At 66.9% G+C, this 15,743-nt stretch carries 14 protein-coding genes; 8 read left to right on the top strand and 6 right to left on the bottom strand.

What is annotated here, in order from left to right; genetic code table 11:
* Positions 1 to 8: 8 nt before the first annotated feature.
* Entirely contained in the window at positions 9 to 1,241 is a 1,233-nt protein-coding gene (locus OR16_RS13445; protein ID WP_006158504.1) for an efflux RND transporter periplasmic adaptor subunit, read from the bottom strand.
* A gap of 695 nt (positions 1,242 to 1,936) precedes the next feature.
* On the opposite strand from OR16_RS13445, the gene OR16_RS13440 reads away from it, so the two are divergent.
* The 6 genes from OR16_RS13440 to OR16_RS13415 all read left to right on the top strand — a co-directional run bounded on the left by OR16_RS13440 (position 1,937) and on the right by OR16_RS13415 (position 6,770).
* Positions 1,937 to 2,116, top strand: coding sequence for a hypothetical protein (locus OR16_RS13440; protein ID WP_141639868.1), 180 nt, complete (start codon positions 1,937 to 1,939; stop codon positions 2,114 to 2,116).
* Between the two features lie 46 nt (positions 2,117 to 2,162).
* A complete protein-coding gene (locus OR16_RS13435) occupies positions 2,163 to 2,747 on the top strand; it encodes a sigma-70 family RNA polymerase sigma factor (protein ID WP_006158502.1) in 585 nt (194 codons plus the stop codon).
* Positions 2,744 to 3,535, top strand: coding sequence for an anti-sigma factor family protein (locus tag OR16_RS13430; RefSeq protein ID WP_006158501.1), 792 nt, complete (start codon positions 2,744 to 2,746; stop codon positions 3,533 to 3,535). The genes OR16_RS13435 and OR16_RS13430 overlap by 4 nt, the downstream gene beginning before the upstream one ends.
* 203 nt (positions 3,536 to 3,738) lie before the next feature.
* A complete protein-coding gene (locus tag OR16_RS13425; protein WP_043419646.1) occupies positions 3,739 to 4,209 on the top strand; it encodes a hypothetical protein in 471 nt (156 codons plus the stop codon).
* Positions 4,210 to 4,575: 366 nt separating this feature from the next.
* Entirely contained in the window at positions 4,576 to 5,304 is a 729-nt protein-coding gene (locus OR16_RS13420) for an IclR family transcriptional regulator (RefSeq protein WP_006158499.1), read from the top strand.
* 236 nt (positions 5,305 to 5,540) lie between these two features.
* The gene (locus OR16_RS13415) at positions 5,541 to 6,770 is read left to right on the top strand and encodes a GGDEF domain-containing protein (RefSeq protein WP_043419627.1); all 1,230 of its coding nucleotides are present in this window, start codon (positions 5,541 to 5,543) and stop codon (positions 6,768 to 6,770) included.
* 13 nt (positions 6,771 to 6,783) lie between these two features.
* On the opposite strand, the gene OR16_RS13410 is transcribed toward OR16_RS13415, so the two are convergent.
* The 5 genes from OR16_RS13410 to mgtA form a co-directional block, all read right to left on the bottom strand.
* Complete coding sequence (locus tag OR16_RS13410) at positions 6,784 to 7,650, bottom strand: citryl-CoA lyase (protein ID WP_006158497.1); 867 nt, start codon at positions 7,648 to 7,650, stop codon at positions 6,784 to 6,786.
* On the bottom strand, positions 7,647 to 8,846 hold the full coding sequence (locus tag OR16_RS13405) for a CaiB/BaiF CoA transferase family protein (RefSeq protein ID WP_006158496.1): 1,200 nt from the start codon (positions 8,844 to 8,846) through the stop codon (positions 7,647 to 7,649). Before OR16_RS13405 ends, OR16_RS13410 begins: the two co-directional genes overlap by 4 nt.
* Before the next feature lie 44 nt (positions 8,847 to 8,890).
* Positions 8,891 to 9,874 carry a Bug family tripartite tricarboxylate transporter substrate binding protein gene (locus OR16_RS13400; protein WP_006158495.1) on the bottom strand — a complete coding sequence of 328 codons (984 nt, stop codon included), beginning with the start codon at positions 9,872 to 9,874 and terminating at the stop codon, positions 8,891 to 8,893.
* Between the two features lie 458 nt (positions 9,875 to 10,332).
* A complete protein-coding gene (locus tag OR16_RS13395) occupies positions 10,333 to 11,055 on the bottom strand; it encodes an MgtC/SapB family protein (protein ID WP_006158494.1) in 723 nt (240 codons plus the stop codon).
* A gap of 125 nt (positions 11,056 to 11,180) precedes the next feature.
* Positions 11,181 to 13,937, bottom strand: coding sequence for a magnesium-translocating P-type ATPase (gene mgtA / locus OR16_RS13390; RefSeq protein WP_006158493.1), 2,757 nt, complete (start codon positions 13,935 to 13,937; stop codon positions 11,181 to 11,183).
* Positions 13,938 to 14,091: 154 nt separating this feature from the next.
* On the opposite strand from mgtA, the gene OR16_RS44050 reads away from it, so the two are divergent.
* Positions 14,092 to 14,247, top strand: coding sequence for a hypothetical protein (locus OR16_RS44050; RefSeq protein WP_158001352.1), 156 nt, complete (start codon positions 14,092 to 14,094; stop codon positions 14,245 to 14,247).
* A gap of 540 nt (positions 14,248 to 14,787) precedes the next feature.
* Positions 14,788 to 15,291 carry a DUF6630 family protein gene (locus tag OR16_RS13385; protein WP_043419644.1) on the top strand — a complete coding sequence of 168 codons (504 nt, stop codon included), beginning with the start codon at positions 14,788 to 14,790 and terminating at the stop codon, positions 15,289 to 15,291.
* Positions 15,292 to 15,743: the final 452 nt, after the last annotated feature.

Here is a 15,743-nt window from a genome sequence, read left to right as displayed (position 1 = left end):
GCTCCCGGTTATTGCGCGGCCGATGCTGCCGATACTGCGGACGGCGCCGATGCCGCTGGCGCGCCGGCGCCAGGCATGGCCTGCGCGCCGGAGGCCGGCTGCGCCGGTTGCGGGGCTTCGACCGGCTTGACCGTCATACCCGGTTTGGCTTTTTCCACGCCGTTGACGATCACGCGATCGCCCGGCTGCAGGCCGCTGTCCACCACCCAGCCGCTGCCGTAGGTGCCCGTGGCGACGATCTGTCGTTGCGCCACCTTGTTGTCCTGGCCGACGACCAGCGCCACGGCCTGTCCCTTGGCGTCATGCGTGACGCCGATCTGCGGCACGACGATGGCCTTGTCGTTGACGCCTTCGTCGATGCGCGCGCGCACGAACATCCCGGGCAGCAGCACGCGATCCTTGTTCGGGAAGATCGCGCGCACCGTCACGGATCCCGTGCTCTGGTCCACGCTCACGTCGGTGAACTGGAGCTTGCCGGGCAGCGGATAGGCCCGCCCGTCCTCCAGCAGCAGCGTGACCTTGGCGGCGTTGGCGCCCGTGGTCTGCAGGCGGCCCTCCTGGATCTGGCGGCGCAGCAGCAGTCCCTCGACACTCGATTGCGTCAAGTTGACGTAGACCGGGTCCAGTTGCTGCACCGTGGTCAGCAGCGTGGCTTGGCTGGCCTGCACATAGGCGCCCGGCGTGACCTGCGACAAGCCGCTGCGCCCGGTGATGGGGGACACGACATCGGTGTAGCCCAGGTTGATCTGCGCGGTTTCCACCCCTGCCTTGCCCGATGCTACGTCGGCCACGGCCTGGCCCAGCGCGGCCACGGCGTTGTCGTAGTCCTGCTTGCTCACGGCGTTGGCCGCCACCAGGATCTTGTAGCGCTGGACCAGCGCGCTCTGCGTGCCCACGTTGGCTTGTGCCTTCGCCAGCGTGGCCTTGGCATTGTTGAGCGCCGCAATGTAGGGCGCCGGGTCGATCTTGTAGAGGCGCTGGCCCAGCTTGACCTCATCGCCCTCGGTGAACTCGCGGCGCAGCACGATGCCGTCGACCCGCGCGCGCACCTGCGCTACCAGGAAGGCGCTGGTGCGGCCCGGCAGTTCCGAGGTCACGGGCACGGTGGCCGGCTTGACGGTGACGACGCCGACCTCCAGCGTTTTCGGCGGCGGCGCGGCGGGCTTCTGTCCGCATGCAGCAAGTATTACGGCAACCGTCGCGGCACTGATATGGCGAAAGGGAACCCGCTCGATGCGCATGAAGGGACCTCGGAATCGGTGGAAGTGGACGGGAAGCACAAACACGCGCACGCGCTGGCTACCCGGCCTGGACCGGCGCAGCCGCTACACGGCACGGCGATCCAGGCGGCGCGCAGGCAACAGTTGTGCCGGCTGGTGCCTGGCAGGCGAACAATGGCCGGCCCGGCCTTGCATGCCGGTGGGCGGTCGTCGTGGATAGGTTGATGAACAGACGCCGCGCGCAGGACGCCGGCGATGGCCGGAAGCCTCTCGCGGCGTGCGGGAGAGGCCGCGAAAGCCTGGATGCCCGACCTTGCCATGCCGGGTGGCAGGACGAAGGCGAAGAGGGTAGAGAGAGGTGATTTCCGCAAACTGAATGCGAGCCCGTATCAGTGCACTCATACCAACCATTGCGCGATCACTCCATCGTGTCATCGCACGCTGTGGCTTCTCCAGCACTGCCACAGCCGGGCGAAATGGCGCATCACATCACTCTAGATCACTTGAATGACAAAGCAAGGAGCGTCTCGACGTATCGCGCGCAGCACGGGCCAGGCCAAGATGTGGGCCATGCGGCAAGCTGCGCGGCAGCGGGGGCAAAACGCCTGCTTTGCGGAATAAAACCGGGGCGCCACGCGTTTACTCGGATGGGCAGGACCGGACGGCGGCATCGCCCGATGCCGCCGGCATGCGGCCCGCCCGCCAAGGAGACCAACATGAAGGCGCTCCGCCTGGTTTGTGCCCTGCTGCTAGCCTTGATGGCGGTGGCAGCCTGTTCCTCCGATGGCGGTGGCGACGGGGCCGGCCGCACCTCGGCCTCGCGCGATGGTGGCCGCGGCACAAATGGCACGACCGGCACGACTGGCATCGGTGGCATGGGGGGAGACGGATATTGATCCCGGCCCGGATGCGCTCGAATGCGCGCCACCTGTCCTGTCAGCAGTGAGCTTTGGCGACGACATCGCGGTCTGGCTTCCGCAGTTGCGGCGCTATGCGCGCGCGCTCACCGGCGACGCGGCGTGGGCAGATGACCTGGTGCAGGACACCGCGGAGCGCGCGATTGTCCAGGGCAAGCGGCTGCCCGCGGGCAGCCAGGCGCGGGCCTGGATGCTCACGGTGCTGCGCCATCTCTACATCGATCAGTTGCGCCGGCGCCGCGAAGTGGCGGTGGACGCGGCCGATCCACTGTGGCAGCGGCAGGCGGTCCGAGCCAGCGAGATCGACGGGCTGTTGCTGCGCGACGTGCAGCGTGCGCTGTACCGCCTGCCGGTTGAGCAGCGCGAGGTGCTGCTGCTGGTTGTGCTGGAAGGCCTGCGCTATCAGGAAGCCGCCGTGGTCTTGCAAGTGCCGCTAGGCACGGTGATGTCGCGCCTGTCCCGCGCGCGCGAGCATCTGCGCGCACTGCTGGCCGATGGTGCCGGCGGCTCCGGCGGCTCCGGCGGAACTGGTGGGGCCGGCGGCACGGGCGGCACGGATGGCACTGGCGAGCGGCACGTACCGCTAAGGGTGGTGAGAAACACGCCATGAACGACGACCGGGGTCCCGGCCCCACCTCCGATCCGAACGCAGGCGAGCCCGCCTCCGACCTGGCGCGGCTGTGCGCGCTGGTGGACGGCGAGTTGCCCGAGGCGGAAGGGGCGGCCTTGCGCGCGGCGCTTGCGCATGACGCGCGGGCGGCGGAACTGGCGGAGCACTATGTCCAGCAGAACGCTGCGCTCAAGGCCTTGTTCCCGCTGCCGGCGGACCTGCGCTACGTGCTGCTCCGGGCGCGCGTGCCGTGGTGGCGCAGTGCGCTTGCCGCCACGGCCTGGGTGATGGCTGGCCTGGCGCTTGCGTTCGGCGTGGCGTGGCTGCCCGGCGCCAGCGCGGACCCCAATGCATTCGCGCGTCGTGCCGATGCCGCCTATGTGGTGTTCGCGCCTGAAGAGCGCCATCCGGTCGAGGTGGCGGCAGCCGACCAGGCGCACCTGCGCGCGTGGTTGTCGCGCCGGCTCGCGCGTACGCTCACCATTCCATCGCTGGGCGAATACGGCTTCACATTGCTGGGCGGGCGCCTGCTGGTGGGCGAGGCCGGCCCGGCCGCCCAGTTGATGTATCAGGACGCGGCCGGCGAGCGGCTCACGCTCTACATCACGCCTGCCGCGCCTGCCCTGGCTACGCTTGGCGTGCTGCGCCAGGCGGATCGCCGCACCTTCTACTGGGTCAGCGGCGGGGCCGGCTATGCGCTCTCCGGCCAGTTGGGCGAAGCGCGGCTGCGCGCCATTGCCGGCGATGTTTGCGCCAGCCTGGGCGGCGATCCGCAGGCCTGGCAATAGGGTAAAGAGGCAATAGGGCAATGCATGGGAGCGTGGAACGGCGATGGAATAAATGGGGAGGCTGATCCGTTTACCGGATGCAGGAACGCGCGCCGCGCAAGCGCGCCAGCGGGTCCGGCAGGCAAACCGATGTGCCGCGGGACGCGGCCCGGGCACTGGCCCGGCACGTCGCAACGTCGGGCATTCGATCCCGGGATGACATCATGAGCAAGGCTCTGGGTGCCGTGGCGGCATTACTTGCCGGCCTTGGCCTGAGCGCGTCCGCGGCGGCACAGGGGGTGGCCGCTGACGCATGGAATGGCTATTCGTCGCCTTGCCAGCAGATGGCGGGGCAGGTGGAGATCGACGGCTACCTGCAGCAGGTGGTGGGGCTGGCCTGCCTGCAGCCGGACGGCTCCTGGCAGATGGTGGATGGTTCGGGCGGCGCGGTGGCGTACTCGCAGCCGGATTACTACTATGACCCTTGGTACTGGGCGCCGGTTGGCGTCGGGTTTGGCGCGAGCTTTATCTTTGTCGACCGCTTTCATCACGTGCACAACATGCGCCGCGTGTTCCTGCCGCGCCCGGGCGGGGGCTTTCATGGCGGCTTCCGTGGCGGCTCGCGCGGGTCGTTTGTTGGCGCGCCCCACGGTGGCATGCACGGCGGGTTCCAGGGTGGCGGCCATCATCATTGACGAAGAAGTGCGCCCAATGTGAATGCGCGGCAGGCGCAGCTACCGGATTGCCCGGCTGCGCGCTTCGCGCAGGCCCTGTGTAGCTTCGACGCGGTGCGCACCTGGACGTGCCGCCATTCTCGACCAGGCCGACCGGCACCGCGCAGCCAGGCGCGCTGGCTGCGCATTGCCTATGGCCTGTATCGCACTCATCCGGACCTGATTGACAAGGCTGGTACCGTTCTATACCGTGGAACTCTGTGCGGCCATGCCGCCGGCTTTCCCTGCCGAGCGGGAACCCGGCCCTGTTCCGCGCCGTGCCCGCCGTTCCTCTTTTTCGTTTCCCCCCTTTCCTGACTTTCCTGATCTTGCCTGCCCTGTTCCTTCATGCCACGTAAAGCCGCCCAAGTCTCCGAAGCCGACAAGCATGCCGCCGAAGGCGGCGCCGTAGCCGTAGACCGGGCGTTGTTCGTGCTTTCTGCGTTCCACCTGGGCGACACCACGCTGAGCCTGGTGGCGCTGGCCCAGCGCACCGGGCTCTACAAAAGCACGCTGTTGCGCCTGCTGGCATCGCTGGAGCATGCCCGGCTGATCCTGCGCCATACCGACGGCCGCTACGGGCTGGGGCCCGAAGTGGCGCGGCTGAACTCGGTCTATGCCGCCTCGTTCTCGCTGGAGCTGATCGTGATGCCGGTGCTGCGCCAACTGGTGCAGGCCACGCGCGAAAGCGCTGCCTACCACGTCGAGCAGGGCGAGCATCGCCTGTGCCTGTATCGCGTCGACTCGCCCCAGCCGGTGCGCGACCATGCCAAGGCGGGCGAGCTGCTGCCGCGCAACCGCGGCGCCGGTGGCCGCGTGTTGCGCGCATTCAGCGGGGCGCGGGGGGAGATCTACCAGAAGATCCGGGAAGAGGGCGTCGCGGCGATGGTTGGCGATCGTCTCCCGGAAATTGCCGGCGTATCGTCGCCGGTGTTCGGCCCGGACGGCGAGCTCAAGGGCGCGCTGACCCTGACCTGCCCGACGCCCCGCTTCGACGAGGCTTTTCGCCCACATGTCTTGCGGGCGGCCCGCGACCTGACCCTGGCGCTGGGGGGTACCTTCCCGTTTGCGGTCTGAGCTGCCCCAGGGTGGTGCAAGAATACCGCTCCAGGCACGGCGCTTTTTCCTTGAACCGAGGCCGGCGGGCTGTCTGCCGCTAGCGACAGCAAGGCCGATGCCCGGCTTGTCGGGGGTGGCCCTGTCGGCGTCGATGACGATATCATGCGCCTTTGCGAAGTTGACCATGCAACCGGGCCTGCACCCGAAGCCTCCCGTCAACGTCACCGGCAACACGGTATCTTCAAAGGAATTCCGTGCAGTTAGACCAGCAAACCATTGTTGTCGTCATGGTGGTGGTGTACGCCAGCACGCTGGCCATTTCGGTGGGCCTGCTCGGTGCCTTGCGGCCTAGCGCGGCCGGGCGCCTGTGGGCGCTCGGGCATCTGCTGGTGTCGGTGGCCGGGCTGGTGCTGGCGGCCAACGCGTCGGCCAGGCTGGTCTACGTCAGCGCGGGCGGGGCGGCGGCCTTGATCGCCGGCAGGCTGCTGATCTACCGCGGCGTGCGGGTGTACTACGGCATGGTGCCGTGGGATCGCACGCTCGCTGTGGGCGTAACGGCGGCCGGGCTGGCGCTGGCTGGCGCCGCCGGCATGGCTGGCGGCCAGGCGCGCATGCATGTGATCGGCTACGGCAGCCTGGCCCTGGCGGCCCTGCTGACGGTCGGCACCGTGCTGCATGCCCACGATGGCCGGCGCAGCGTGGGCACGCCGCTGGTGGTGATTGCCAGCCTCATTCACCTGGTGACTCAGCTGGCCGGCTTTGCCGCCGGGCTGTCCGGCACGGTGTCTTCGGGGCCCTTTTATGCCAGCAGTGCCAACGGGATCCTGCTGCTGGCGCCGCTGGTGGGCACCTTGCTGGGCTTGTTCGGGTTTGCCGTCATGGCGATGGAACAGGTCATCGCCACCAATGAAATCGGCGCGCGGCTCGATGCGTTGACGCGCCTGCTCAACCGGGGCGCGCTTGACAAGGCGGCCACCAGCCTGGTGGCTGCCTGGGAGCGCCACGGCCAGCCCTTGTCGTGCCTGGTGATCGATATCGACCACTTCAAGCAGGTCAACGACCGGCATGGCCACCATGCCGGCGACACGGTGCTCAAGCTGATCGCCGAAGCCATCGACAACTCGCGGCGTGCCTCGGATGTGGCCGGCCGCTACGGCGGCGAGGAATTCTGCATCCTCTGCCCGCATACCGACGAGGGCCAGGCCACTGCCCTGGCCAACCGGATCCTGAAGAAAGTGCGCGGCATTGCGCTGCCCGGCGACTCGGCGGCGTTTGCCAGCGTCAGCATCGGCGTGGCCGAACTGCGGGGCGGGGCGGCTGGGGTCGAAGGCCTATGGCGCGCGCTGTTCGCGGCGGCCGACCGGGCGCTCTATGCGGCCAAGGAGTTTGGCCGGGACCGCTATGCGCTGGCGTCCTGGATGGCGCCATCCACGCGCCCGGTGCCTGGCGACGTGGGCGATTCCGCGCACGTGCCGAGCCGCTAGGGTTTTTCCGGGGTCAGTCCTGCGCTGGCGGCACGTCCCGGGGCGGGTGGCCGTCGTAAGTCCAGATGTACTGGCGCGGGATCGGGCCTTTGTTGCGGCCGCCTTGCTGCGTTTGCTCCCAGGCATGCGCCAGGATCCCTACCGAGCGCGACAGGCAGAACAGCCCGCGCGCCAGCGGCGCCGGGAAGCCCAGCTCCGCATAGATCACGGCCGTGGCGCCGTCGATATTCATGGGAATCGGCTTGCTGCGGCCAGCGCCCAGTTCGGCTTCCACCGCGCGTGCAATGGCGGCAAAGCGGCCCGAGACCACGCCATCGGCGGCGGCCTGGTCCACCAGCGCCAGCAGGCGCGGGGCGCGCGGGTCCAGCGGATGGAAGCGGTGGCCGAATCCGGACACGAACTTGCCGTGATTGTCGCGGTAATCCGCCAGGGCGCCCTTGACCGCGGCTTCCTGGGTTTCGCCGCCGTCGATGCGGCGTGCCACATCCTGGTACAGGTCCACCGCCTGCTCGCCGGCGCCGCCGTGCACGTCGCCCAGCACGTTGACGGCGGACGCCATCGCATTGTTCAGGCCCACGCCGCAGGTGGCGGCCATGCGGGCGATGGCAATGCTGGGCGCTTGCGGGCCGTGGTCCACCGCCGACATCAGCGCGGCATCCAGCAGCTCGCCTTGCCCGCGCGCCGGCAGCTCGCCACGCAGCATCAGCCAGATCATCTGGGCGAACGACACCTGGCCGATCAGCTGCTCGATGGGATAGCCGCGGTAGCGGATCTCGCCGGGCTGCATGTCGATGATCTCGGTGCGCCACCAGTCCTGGGACAGGCGCTGGCCTTCGTTGACGTCAAGGGTGCCGGTGTTTGGCTTGGTGGGTTCGCTCATACCGCACGCTCCTTTTGCAGGGTTTCGATATCCGCCTCGCCGTAGCCAAGCTGGGCGAGGATCTCACGGGTGTGCTGGCCGAGTTCCGGCGGCGGCGCGTCGACCGAAGGGGCCTCGCCATTGAGCTTGAAGCCCGTGCGCACCAGCCGGATGTCGCGGCCCACGCCGGGCACGTCGGCAAACTCGCCGATCATGCCGCGCCCGCTCACCTGCGGGTGGTCCAGCGTTTGCGGCACGCTGTAGACCGGGCCGGCCGGCACGCCCGCCTCGTTGAACAGTTTCCACCACGCGTCGGCAGACTTCTTTGCCAGCTCCGCTTCCAGCTCGCGCGTCAGCTCGGCGCGGTTGGCCAAGCGTGCCTGGCGCTGCGCGAAGCGTGCATCGGTGGCAAGCTCCGGGCGGCCGACCACGCGGCAGACCGCTTCGAACTGCTCCTGCTTGTTGGCGGCGATATTGATCAGGCCCTCGCCGGTGTGGAACGCGCCGGACGGGCTGGCCGTCATGTTCTCGTTGCCCATCGGCGCCGGCGTCTTGCCCGCGATCAGGTAGTTGGACACCACCCAGCCCATGGTGGCCAGGGTGGCTTCCAGCATCGATACGTCGATAAAGTAACCCTCGGTGCGCTGGTGATCCGCCAGCGCGGCGGCCACGGCGAAGGCCGCGGTGATGCCGCCGATGGTGTCGGAGACCGGGTAGCCCACGCGGTAAGGCGCGGTCTGCGGGTCGCCGGTGATGCTCATCACCCCGGACATTCCCTGGATGATCTGGTCGTACGCCGGCAGGTCCGACAGCGGGCCGTCCTGCCCGAAGCCGGAAATGGCGCAATAGATCAGCTTGGGATGGATCTGCTTGAGCGCCTCGAAGCCCAGCCCCAGGCGGTCCATCACGCCGGGGCGGAAGTTTTCCACCAGTACGTCGGCGCTTTGCACCAGCTTGCGGAAGACTTCCTTGCCGCTCGCGTGCTTGAGGTTGATGGTGATGGAGCGTTTCCCGGGGTTCTGCGCCAGGAAGGACACGCCCATGAGCCGGCTGTTGAGCTCGGCGTCGGCGCCCAACTGGCGGGCCAGGTCGCCGGTGCCGGGGGTTTCCACCTTGATGACCTCGGCGCCCATATGGGCGAGCTGGTGGCAGCAGAAGGGCCCGGCCAGCACGTTGGTGAGGTCGAGGACGCGGATATGGCGTAGCGGTTTTTGCATGGCGGAGCTTTGAGGTGTCGGTGCTGCGGCGGGCGGCGAAAGCGTTACTCTACCTTGGCGCCAGACTGGCGCACGAGGGTGCCCCAGCGGGTGTTTTCAGCCTTGATGAACGCGGCCAGGTCTTGCGGGGAGCCGCCACGCGGCTCGCTGCCTTCCTCGCGCATCTTGGCGACGGTATCGGGCTGGGCGATGGCCTTGTTGATTTCCTCGTTGACGCGCTTGACGACCTCCGCCGGCGTGCCGGCCGGCGCCACCAGCGCCTTCCAGTCCTCCGCCTGGAAGCCGGCATAGCCACCTTCGATCACGGTGGGCACGTCAGCCAGCAGCGGCAGGCGCTTGGCCGAGGTCACGCCGAGTGCGCGCAGCTTGCCGGCCTTGATCATCGGCAGCGCGATCGGCGGCGTGGCGAAGTAGAAGTCGGTCTGGCCGCCCAGCAGGTCGGTCAGCGCCGGCGAGGCGCCCTTGTACGGCACGTGGAGCATCTTGATGCCCGTGCGGCGCGCGAACATCTCGCCCGTCAGGTGGCCCACGGTGCCCGTGCCGGCCGACGCCATCGAGAGCTGCCTGGCCTTGCCGGCGGCGACCAGGTCGGCCAGGTTCTTGAACGGCGCATCCTTGCGCACGATCAGCACCAGCGGCTGCGCGGAAACCAGCGCTACCGGGGTGAAGTCCTTGACCGCGTCGTAGGGCATCCTGGGGTACAGCGTGGGATTGATCGCCAGGTTGGCGGTCTGGCCCATGCCCAGGGTGTAGCCATCCGGGCGGGCCTTGGCCACCGCGTCCATGCCGATATTGCCGCCCGCGCCGGCGCGGTTTTCCACCACCACGTTCCAGTGGGTGGTCATGCCCACCTTGTTGAACACCAGGCGCGCCATGACGTCGGTGCCGCCGGCCGGGGGAAAGGGCACCACCAGGCGCACCGGCTGGCTCGGGTAGGTATCCGCGGCAGCGGGGATGGCGCCTGCGGCGAGCAGGGCGGGGACTGCGAGTAGCAGCAGGGTGCGGATGGGGGAAGGGAAGCGTTTCATCGTGTCTCCGGATTTGGGTGGTGCATGGCACCGACGGATGGTTCTTTTGTTCTGTAGAATAGAACGTTGATCTTACTTAGGGAATTTAGGTGGGAGGATAGGAGGGGGGAGGGGGGATGTCAAGGGGTGGGGGGGGGGGAGGGCTTTTTGGGGGGCGGCGTTGGCTTTTGCATCCAAGAGCCATACGACATCCCCCTCGTATGGCCCTTGGGTGCAAAAACCAACACCGCTCAAAGAAACTGCAACCAACCCCGCAGGGGGATGTCGTATGGCCCTTGGGTGCAAAGGCCAACGCCGCTCAAAGAAACAGCAGCCAACCCCGCACGGCAACGTCGTATGGCCCTTGGCTACAAAAACCAACGCCGCAGCAAAAACGACCATAAACGCCAGCCAGCCAGCCAGCCAGCCGGCCGGCCAGCCAGCCAGCCGGCCAGCCGGCCAACCAACCCATCCCAAAATCAATCCGTCGTACTAGGACTCCAAAACGCCTGATGAATATGCTCCGACTCCGCCAACTCCCCCATCAACCGATCCAAAACATCCCCATCAACGGAGGTCGACGTAAGCACAGCTTCAATCTCCACATCACTATCCCCAAATGCATGCACCTCAAGATCCCGCGTCGGATAATTCCCCCCTTCCAGCGTCTTCTCAAGCAACCGCAAAGCGTGCTTCTGCGCGGACCGCGGTGCAATGACATAAACCGTATTGGTCACCTCCACCGCAGTCGTATCCATCGGCTGCTGGTTGATACGATTCACCACCGGCCGCAGCAACGTATTGGCCGCGAGCACAAACAGGCAACCCAACGTAGCCTCAAGAATCAGGTCCGCCCCCGCGCTGGCGCCGATCGCCGCCGATCCCCATAACGTGGCAGCGGTATTCAACCCCCGCACATTGCCTTCCTCCCGCATGATCACGCCGGCGCCGAGAAAGCCGATGCCCGAGACCACGTAGGCGACCACGCGCACCGCGCCGTCATGCCCGGCCATGCGGTTGGCCATGTCGACGAAGATGGCGGCGCCTACCGCCACCAGCACATTGGTGCGCAGGCCGGCCGTGCGCTGGCGGATCTGCCGCTCGTAGCCGATCACCGCGCCGAGCACGAAGGCGGTGGTCAGGCTGACGGTGGTGTCGAGCAGCGAGTCAAGATTGATGTTCTGAAAGGCTTGGAGGGACATGATGGATTCCCGGACTTGAAGATTATTGTTATGGAACTGCTTGCGTCTTTCTACGCCGGCCAGGTGTCACGCCGATGTCATCGGCGGCGCCCCGCGCGCGCATCGCGCAAGGCGCCGCCCAGGGCTTATTGCCAGCCAAAGCGCCGGATATAGAACCGCTTGACCGCCGTCACCAGCAGGGCGTAGCCCAGCACGATGCCGATCATCCAGGGGAAATAGCCCGGCGGTAATGCTTCCAGCTTGAAATACGCCGCCAGCGGGCCCATCGGCAGCCAGATGCCGACGGCCATGATGGCCACGGTGGCGAACGTCAGCGGCCACGCCGCGCGGCTCTGGATGAACGGCAGCTTGGGCGTGCGGATCATGTGCACGATCAGGGTTTGCGTGAGCAGCCCGACCACGAACCAGCCGGACTGGAACAGCGCCTGCCCCTGCACGCTGTTGGCGGCGAACACGTACCACATCACCACATAGGTCGTGATGTCGAAGATCGAGCTGATCGGGCCGAACACCACCATGAAGCGGCCAATGTCGCCCGGGTTCCAGCGCAGCGGCCGCGCCACCAGTTCCTTGTCCACGCGATCGAACGGAATCGCGATCTGCGAGACGTCGTACAGCAGGTTCTGCACCAGCAGCTGCAGCGGCAGCATCGGCAGGAAGGGCAGGAAGGCGCTGGCCACCAGCACCGAGAACACGTTACCGAAATTGGAGCTGGCCGTCATGCGGATGTACTTCAGCATATTGCAGAAGGTGCGCCGGCCTTCGATCACGCCTTCCTCCAGCACCATCAGGCTCTTTTCCAGCAGGATGATGTCGGCGGCCTCCTTGGCGATATCCACCGCGCTGTCCACCGAGATGCCGATATCGGCCGCGCGCAGCGCGGGCGCATCGTTGATGCCGTCGCCCATGAAGCCGACCACATGGTCGTTGGCGCGCAGCGCCAGCACCAGTTGCTCCTTGTGCAGCGGGGAGAGCCGCGCGAACACGTTGTGCGCCTCCACCGCGCGGGCCAGCGCGGGCGCGTCCATCTTCTCGATGTCCGGCCCCAGCAGCACGCGCGTGACGGGCAGGCCGACCTCGCGGCAGATCTTGGCGGTGACCAGTTCGTTGTCGCCGGTCAGCACTTTCACCGTGACGCCGTGTTCGGCCAGCGCCTTCAGCGCGGGCAGCGTCGAGTCCTTGGGGGGATCGAGAAACGCGATGTACCCGACCAGCGTCAGCTCGCATTCATCGGCCACGCCGTACTGCGCTTGCGTGGTGGGCGTTTCCTTCATCGCCACCGCCACCACGCGCAAGCCTTCCTCGTTGAGGTCGTGCGTCACCTGGCGCACGCGCGCCAGCATCTCGGTGTCCAGGGCTTGCGCTACGCCATCTATCTGCACGCGCGTGCAGATGCCCAGCATTTCCTCCACCGCGCCCTTGCAGATCAGCTCGTTGTGATCTTCGCGCTCGGCCACCACGACTGACATGCGGCGCCGCTCGAAATCGAACGGGATCTCATCGACCTTGCGGTAATGCTGCGTCACATTCAGCTCGCTTTGCAGTTCCACGTGATCGAGCACCGCGCGGTCGAGCAGGTTCTTCAGCCCGGTCTGGTAGTAGCTGTTCAGGTAAGCGTGCTTGAGCACGTCGGTGCTGACGCGGCCAAGCACATCGGTGTGGCGCTCCAGCACGATCTTGTCCTGCGTCAGCGTGCCCGTCTTGTCCGTGCACAGCACATCCATGGCGCCGAAATTCTGGATGGCGTCGAGCCGTTTCACGATGACCTTGCGGCGCGACAGCATCACCGCCCCCTTGGCCAGCGTGGAGGTCACGATCATCGGCAGCATCTCGGGCGTGAGCCCTACCGCGACGGACAAGGCAAAGAGGAACGCCTGCGTCCAGTCGCCTTTGGTAAATCCGTTGACCAGCAGCACCAGCGGCGCCATCACCAGCGCGAAGCGGATCAGCAGCCAGCTCACCTGGTTCACGCCGGACTGGAAGGCCGTGGCCGAGCGGTCGGTGCTGGTGACGCGCGCGGCCAGCGTGCCGAAGTAGGTCTGGTTGCCGGTGGCGAGCACCACGGCGGTGGCGGCGCCCGAGACTACATTGGTGCCCATGAAGGCGATGTTGGAGAGTTCCAGCGGGCTGTCGTGGCGATCGCGCAGCTCGGCGAATTTCTCCACGGGCAGCGATTCTCCCGTCATGGCCGCCTGGCTGATGAACAGGTCCTTGGCGGCGATGATGCGGCAGTCTGCCGGAATCATGTCGCCGGCCGAGAGCGCGACCAGGTCGCCCGGCACCAGTCTGCGGATAGGCACTTCGATCTTGTGCGGCGGGCGCGAATGCACGTGCACGTTGAAGTACGCCGCGCTGACGGCGGCAACCCCGGCCGCAAGATCCCGCCGGATCACCGTGGCGGTGGTGCTGACCATGGCCTTGAGGCTTTCCGCGGCCTGGTTGGAGCGCCGCTCCTGCACGAAGCGCAGGAGCGTGGACAACGTCACCATGGTGCCGATGACGATCGTTGCCTTCATGTCCTCGGTGAAGTAGGAAATCGCCGCCAGAAGTGTCAGCAGCAGATTGAATGGGTTGCTGTACGAATGCCACAGGTGCAGCCACGCCGGCAGCGGCTTCTCATGGTCGACTTCGTTCGGGCCGAACTGCCTGAGCTTTTCGTCCATCTCGGCGCTGGTCAGCCCGTCCTCGTGGGAGTGCATGCGTACCAGCACGGCCGGCACGTCTTCTCGCGCGGCGCGCTTCAGCGATTGTGCCAACTGCTCTGGCACGGTACGCGATGGCCCCGGCTTGCCCAGCGACTCGAACAGCGCCAGCCGGCGAAAGTGGTGGGTCACCCGGCGCGTGCGCAGGAAGGCGACGAAGAGCGTTTTCATCAGGTTCATCGGTGCTGTTTCCCAAGTGTCCCGGCGTGCCGGGCGGCGATGCTGGAGTGAGGCGACGAGCGGCAAAAGGCAGGCGCGTTGCGCCGCCTTCGCCGGATGCGGTGAGCGTGGAAAGGGGCGTGCGTCAGCCCGGCCGGGGCCGGTGCGCATGGCCATGACGCGCTGCGCCATGGCGGGCGGGCGGCACGGCCAGCATGAGCAGGAGGACGGCGGCGCGGCATGGCCGGCCGGCGTGCCAGCGCAGGATCTGCAGCGCCAGCAAGGCGTGTTGTGCGATGAAGAGGGACGGCATGAGGCCTCCATGCGCTAACGCTCGACGGCGCGCGCAGGCAGGGGCGGATAACGCATCGCGAAAACGCGGGCGAGCGCATTCGCGCGGCGGGATAGCCGCAGGCATTGGCAACGAACTGGGCCGTAAGGCCAACTAGAACAACTGTCCATGGAGGTGACTCCGAAGCGATAACGGGGCGAAGGGTAACAAAGGCAGCGCGCGCTTGGCAACCCCTTTTTTCCCGGTGTTCTCCGCGCAATAGGAATGGTCCTAAACTTTGCGCTTTTCGTGCCGTAAGGCAATGGGTACTGCGCCGCTCCGGCGAGACGATCCGCGCGCCATCGATGCGTCGTCCAGGCGCAGGTGTAGTAGCGCCTCGCACCAACCTTTGTCAAAATAGGGGGCTGACATTTTCCCGGCGTTGGGCAAAGCACCGCCAGACGTTCAGACGTTCAGTTCAGACGTTCGCGCATGGTTCCGGCACCTCAGGAAACCACCACGTCAGGCCGCGGCATGCTGCTGTGGCCTGCCAGCATCGGGCCCCTTCCGTTCCCTGTGTTCCCAACCTGCCAGAAGCCTATGACCACTGTGCTCCCGAGTGAAACGCAGGACGCGATGCGCAAGCTGATCCTGCTGATTTCCCTGCACGACCAGGATGCCGCGGACAAGTACTGGACATCGTTCCAGCATGCGCTTGCGCGCACCGAAACCGGCTGCGACGGCCATATGCTGCTATGGCCGCTGACCGAAGCGATCGGCGATGCCGCAGGCTTCTACGTGGAATGGAAAGACGCGGCCGCCTTGGTGCGCGGCGTGCAAGCCCTGTGCGACCGGGCCGGCCTGCGCGTGGACTGGGGCGTGCCCGAGCCGCTCGCGGCGGGTTTTCTCGCGCGCCACGATGTGCCCCGCCTGATGGCGATCGCGCAGGTTTCGTTGCAAGCGGCCGGCTATACGCTGTGGTGCTGGGATACGCAGGCGGACGCCTATGCGGGATGGATGGTCCGCAGCGCAGACGAGCCGGTGCTGGCCGAGCTTGCCAGGCATCTCCACCTGATGATCGATCCCGCCGACGAAACCTACTGAGCCGGCCCGGCCACGCGTTCACATTTGTTGACAATTGCGCCGGGTGACTGCAATAGCCTGGCCGCGTCCAATGCTGGCCCGGCAGCATGCCTGTGCGCCTCGCGCTTGCTTTTCTCATCCGCCAATCTTCTCGCTGCATGGGCTCGACTACGCTCGACACCCATGAGACGCGCCGGCACAGTTGTTTGCATTTGCAAAATGGGGAGCCGCTAACCTGTGCGCCGGGGTGTCCTAAACGGCATCCCGTACCCGCTGGCAGCGGTGCCCCCTGCTGCCATTTTGCCAACCAGGCCATGTCTCATGGCCTGGTTTTTTTCGATGAGCAGGCTCCGCCACGCCAGCGGAAAAGCGCGCCAGCACGGTGTGGCACAATGCCACCTTGCTTTTTGCCGGGGCCACGGTGAGCGCGGCGGCGCTTCGCGCACATGGCTACGGCACGCCCCCACTTCCTT

The sequence above is a fragment of the Cupriavidus basilensis OR16 genome, from assembly GCF_000243095.1.
Taxonomy (GTDB): Bacteria; Pseudomonadota; Gammaproteobacteria; order Burkholderiales; family Burkholderiaceae; genus Cupriavidus; species Cupriavidus basilensis_D.
Note: the sequence above shows the minus strand (reverse complement) of the source record. Positions and strands in the feature narration are given on the sequence as shown.

Bases quoted from the DNA above. Each gene is read 5' to 3' on its own strand.
- OR16_RS13445 (WP_006158504.1), bottom strand. From the start codon at position 1,241: ATGCGCATCGAGCGGGTTCCCTTTCGCCATATCAGTGCCGCGACGGTT.
- OR16_RS13440 (WP_141639868.1), top strand. From the start codon at position 1,937: ATGAAGGCGCTCCGCCTGGTTTGTGCCCTGCTGCTAGCCTTGATGGCG.
- OR16_RS13430 (WP_006158501.1), top strand. From the start codon at position 2,744: ATGAACGACGACCGGGGTCCCGGCCCCACCTCCGATCCGAACGCAGGC.
- OR16_RS13425 (WP_043419646.1), top strand. From the start codon at position 3,739: ATGAGCAAGGCTCTGGGTGCCGTGGCGGCATTACTTGCCGGCCTTGGC.
- OR16_RS13420 (WP_006158499.1), top strand. From the start codon at position 4,576: ATGCCACGTAAAGCCGCCCAAGTCTCCGAAGCCGACAAGCATGCCGCC.
- OR16_RS13410 (WP_006158497.1), bottom strand. From the start codon at position 7,650: ATGAGCGAACCCACCAAGCCAAACACCGGCACCCTTGACGTCAACGAA.
- OR16_RS13405 (WP_006158496.1), bottom strand. From the start codon at position 8,846: ATGCAAAAACCGCTACGCCATATCCGCGTCCTCGACCTCACCAACGTG.
- OR16_RS13400 (WP_006158495.1), bottom strand. From the start codon at position 9,874: ATGAAACGCTTCCCTTCCCCCATCCGCACCCTGCTGCTACTCGCAGTC.
- OR16_RS13395 (WP_006158494.1), bottom strand. From the start codon at position 11,055: ATGTCCCTCCAAGCCTTTCAGAACATCAATCTTGACTCGCTGCTCGAC.
- mgtA (WP_006158493.1), bottom strand. From the start codon at position 13,937: ATGAACCTGATGAAAACGCTCTTCGTCGCCTTCCTGCGCACGCGCCGG.
- OR16_RS44050 (WP_158001352.1), top strand. From the start codon at position 14,092: ATGACGCGCTGCGCCATGGCGGGCGGGCGGCACGGCCAGCATGAGCAG.
- OR16_RS13385 (WP_043419644.1), top strand. From the start codon at position 14,788: ATGACCACTGTGCTCCCGAGTGAAACGCAGGACGCGATGCGCAAGCTG.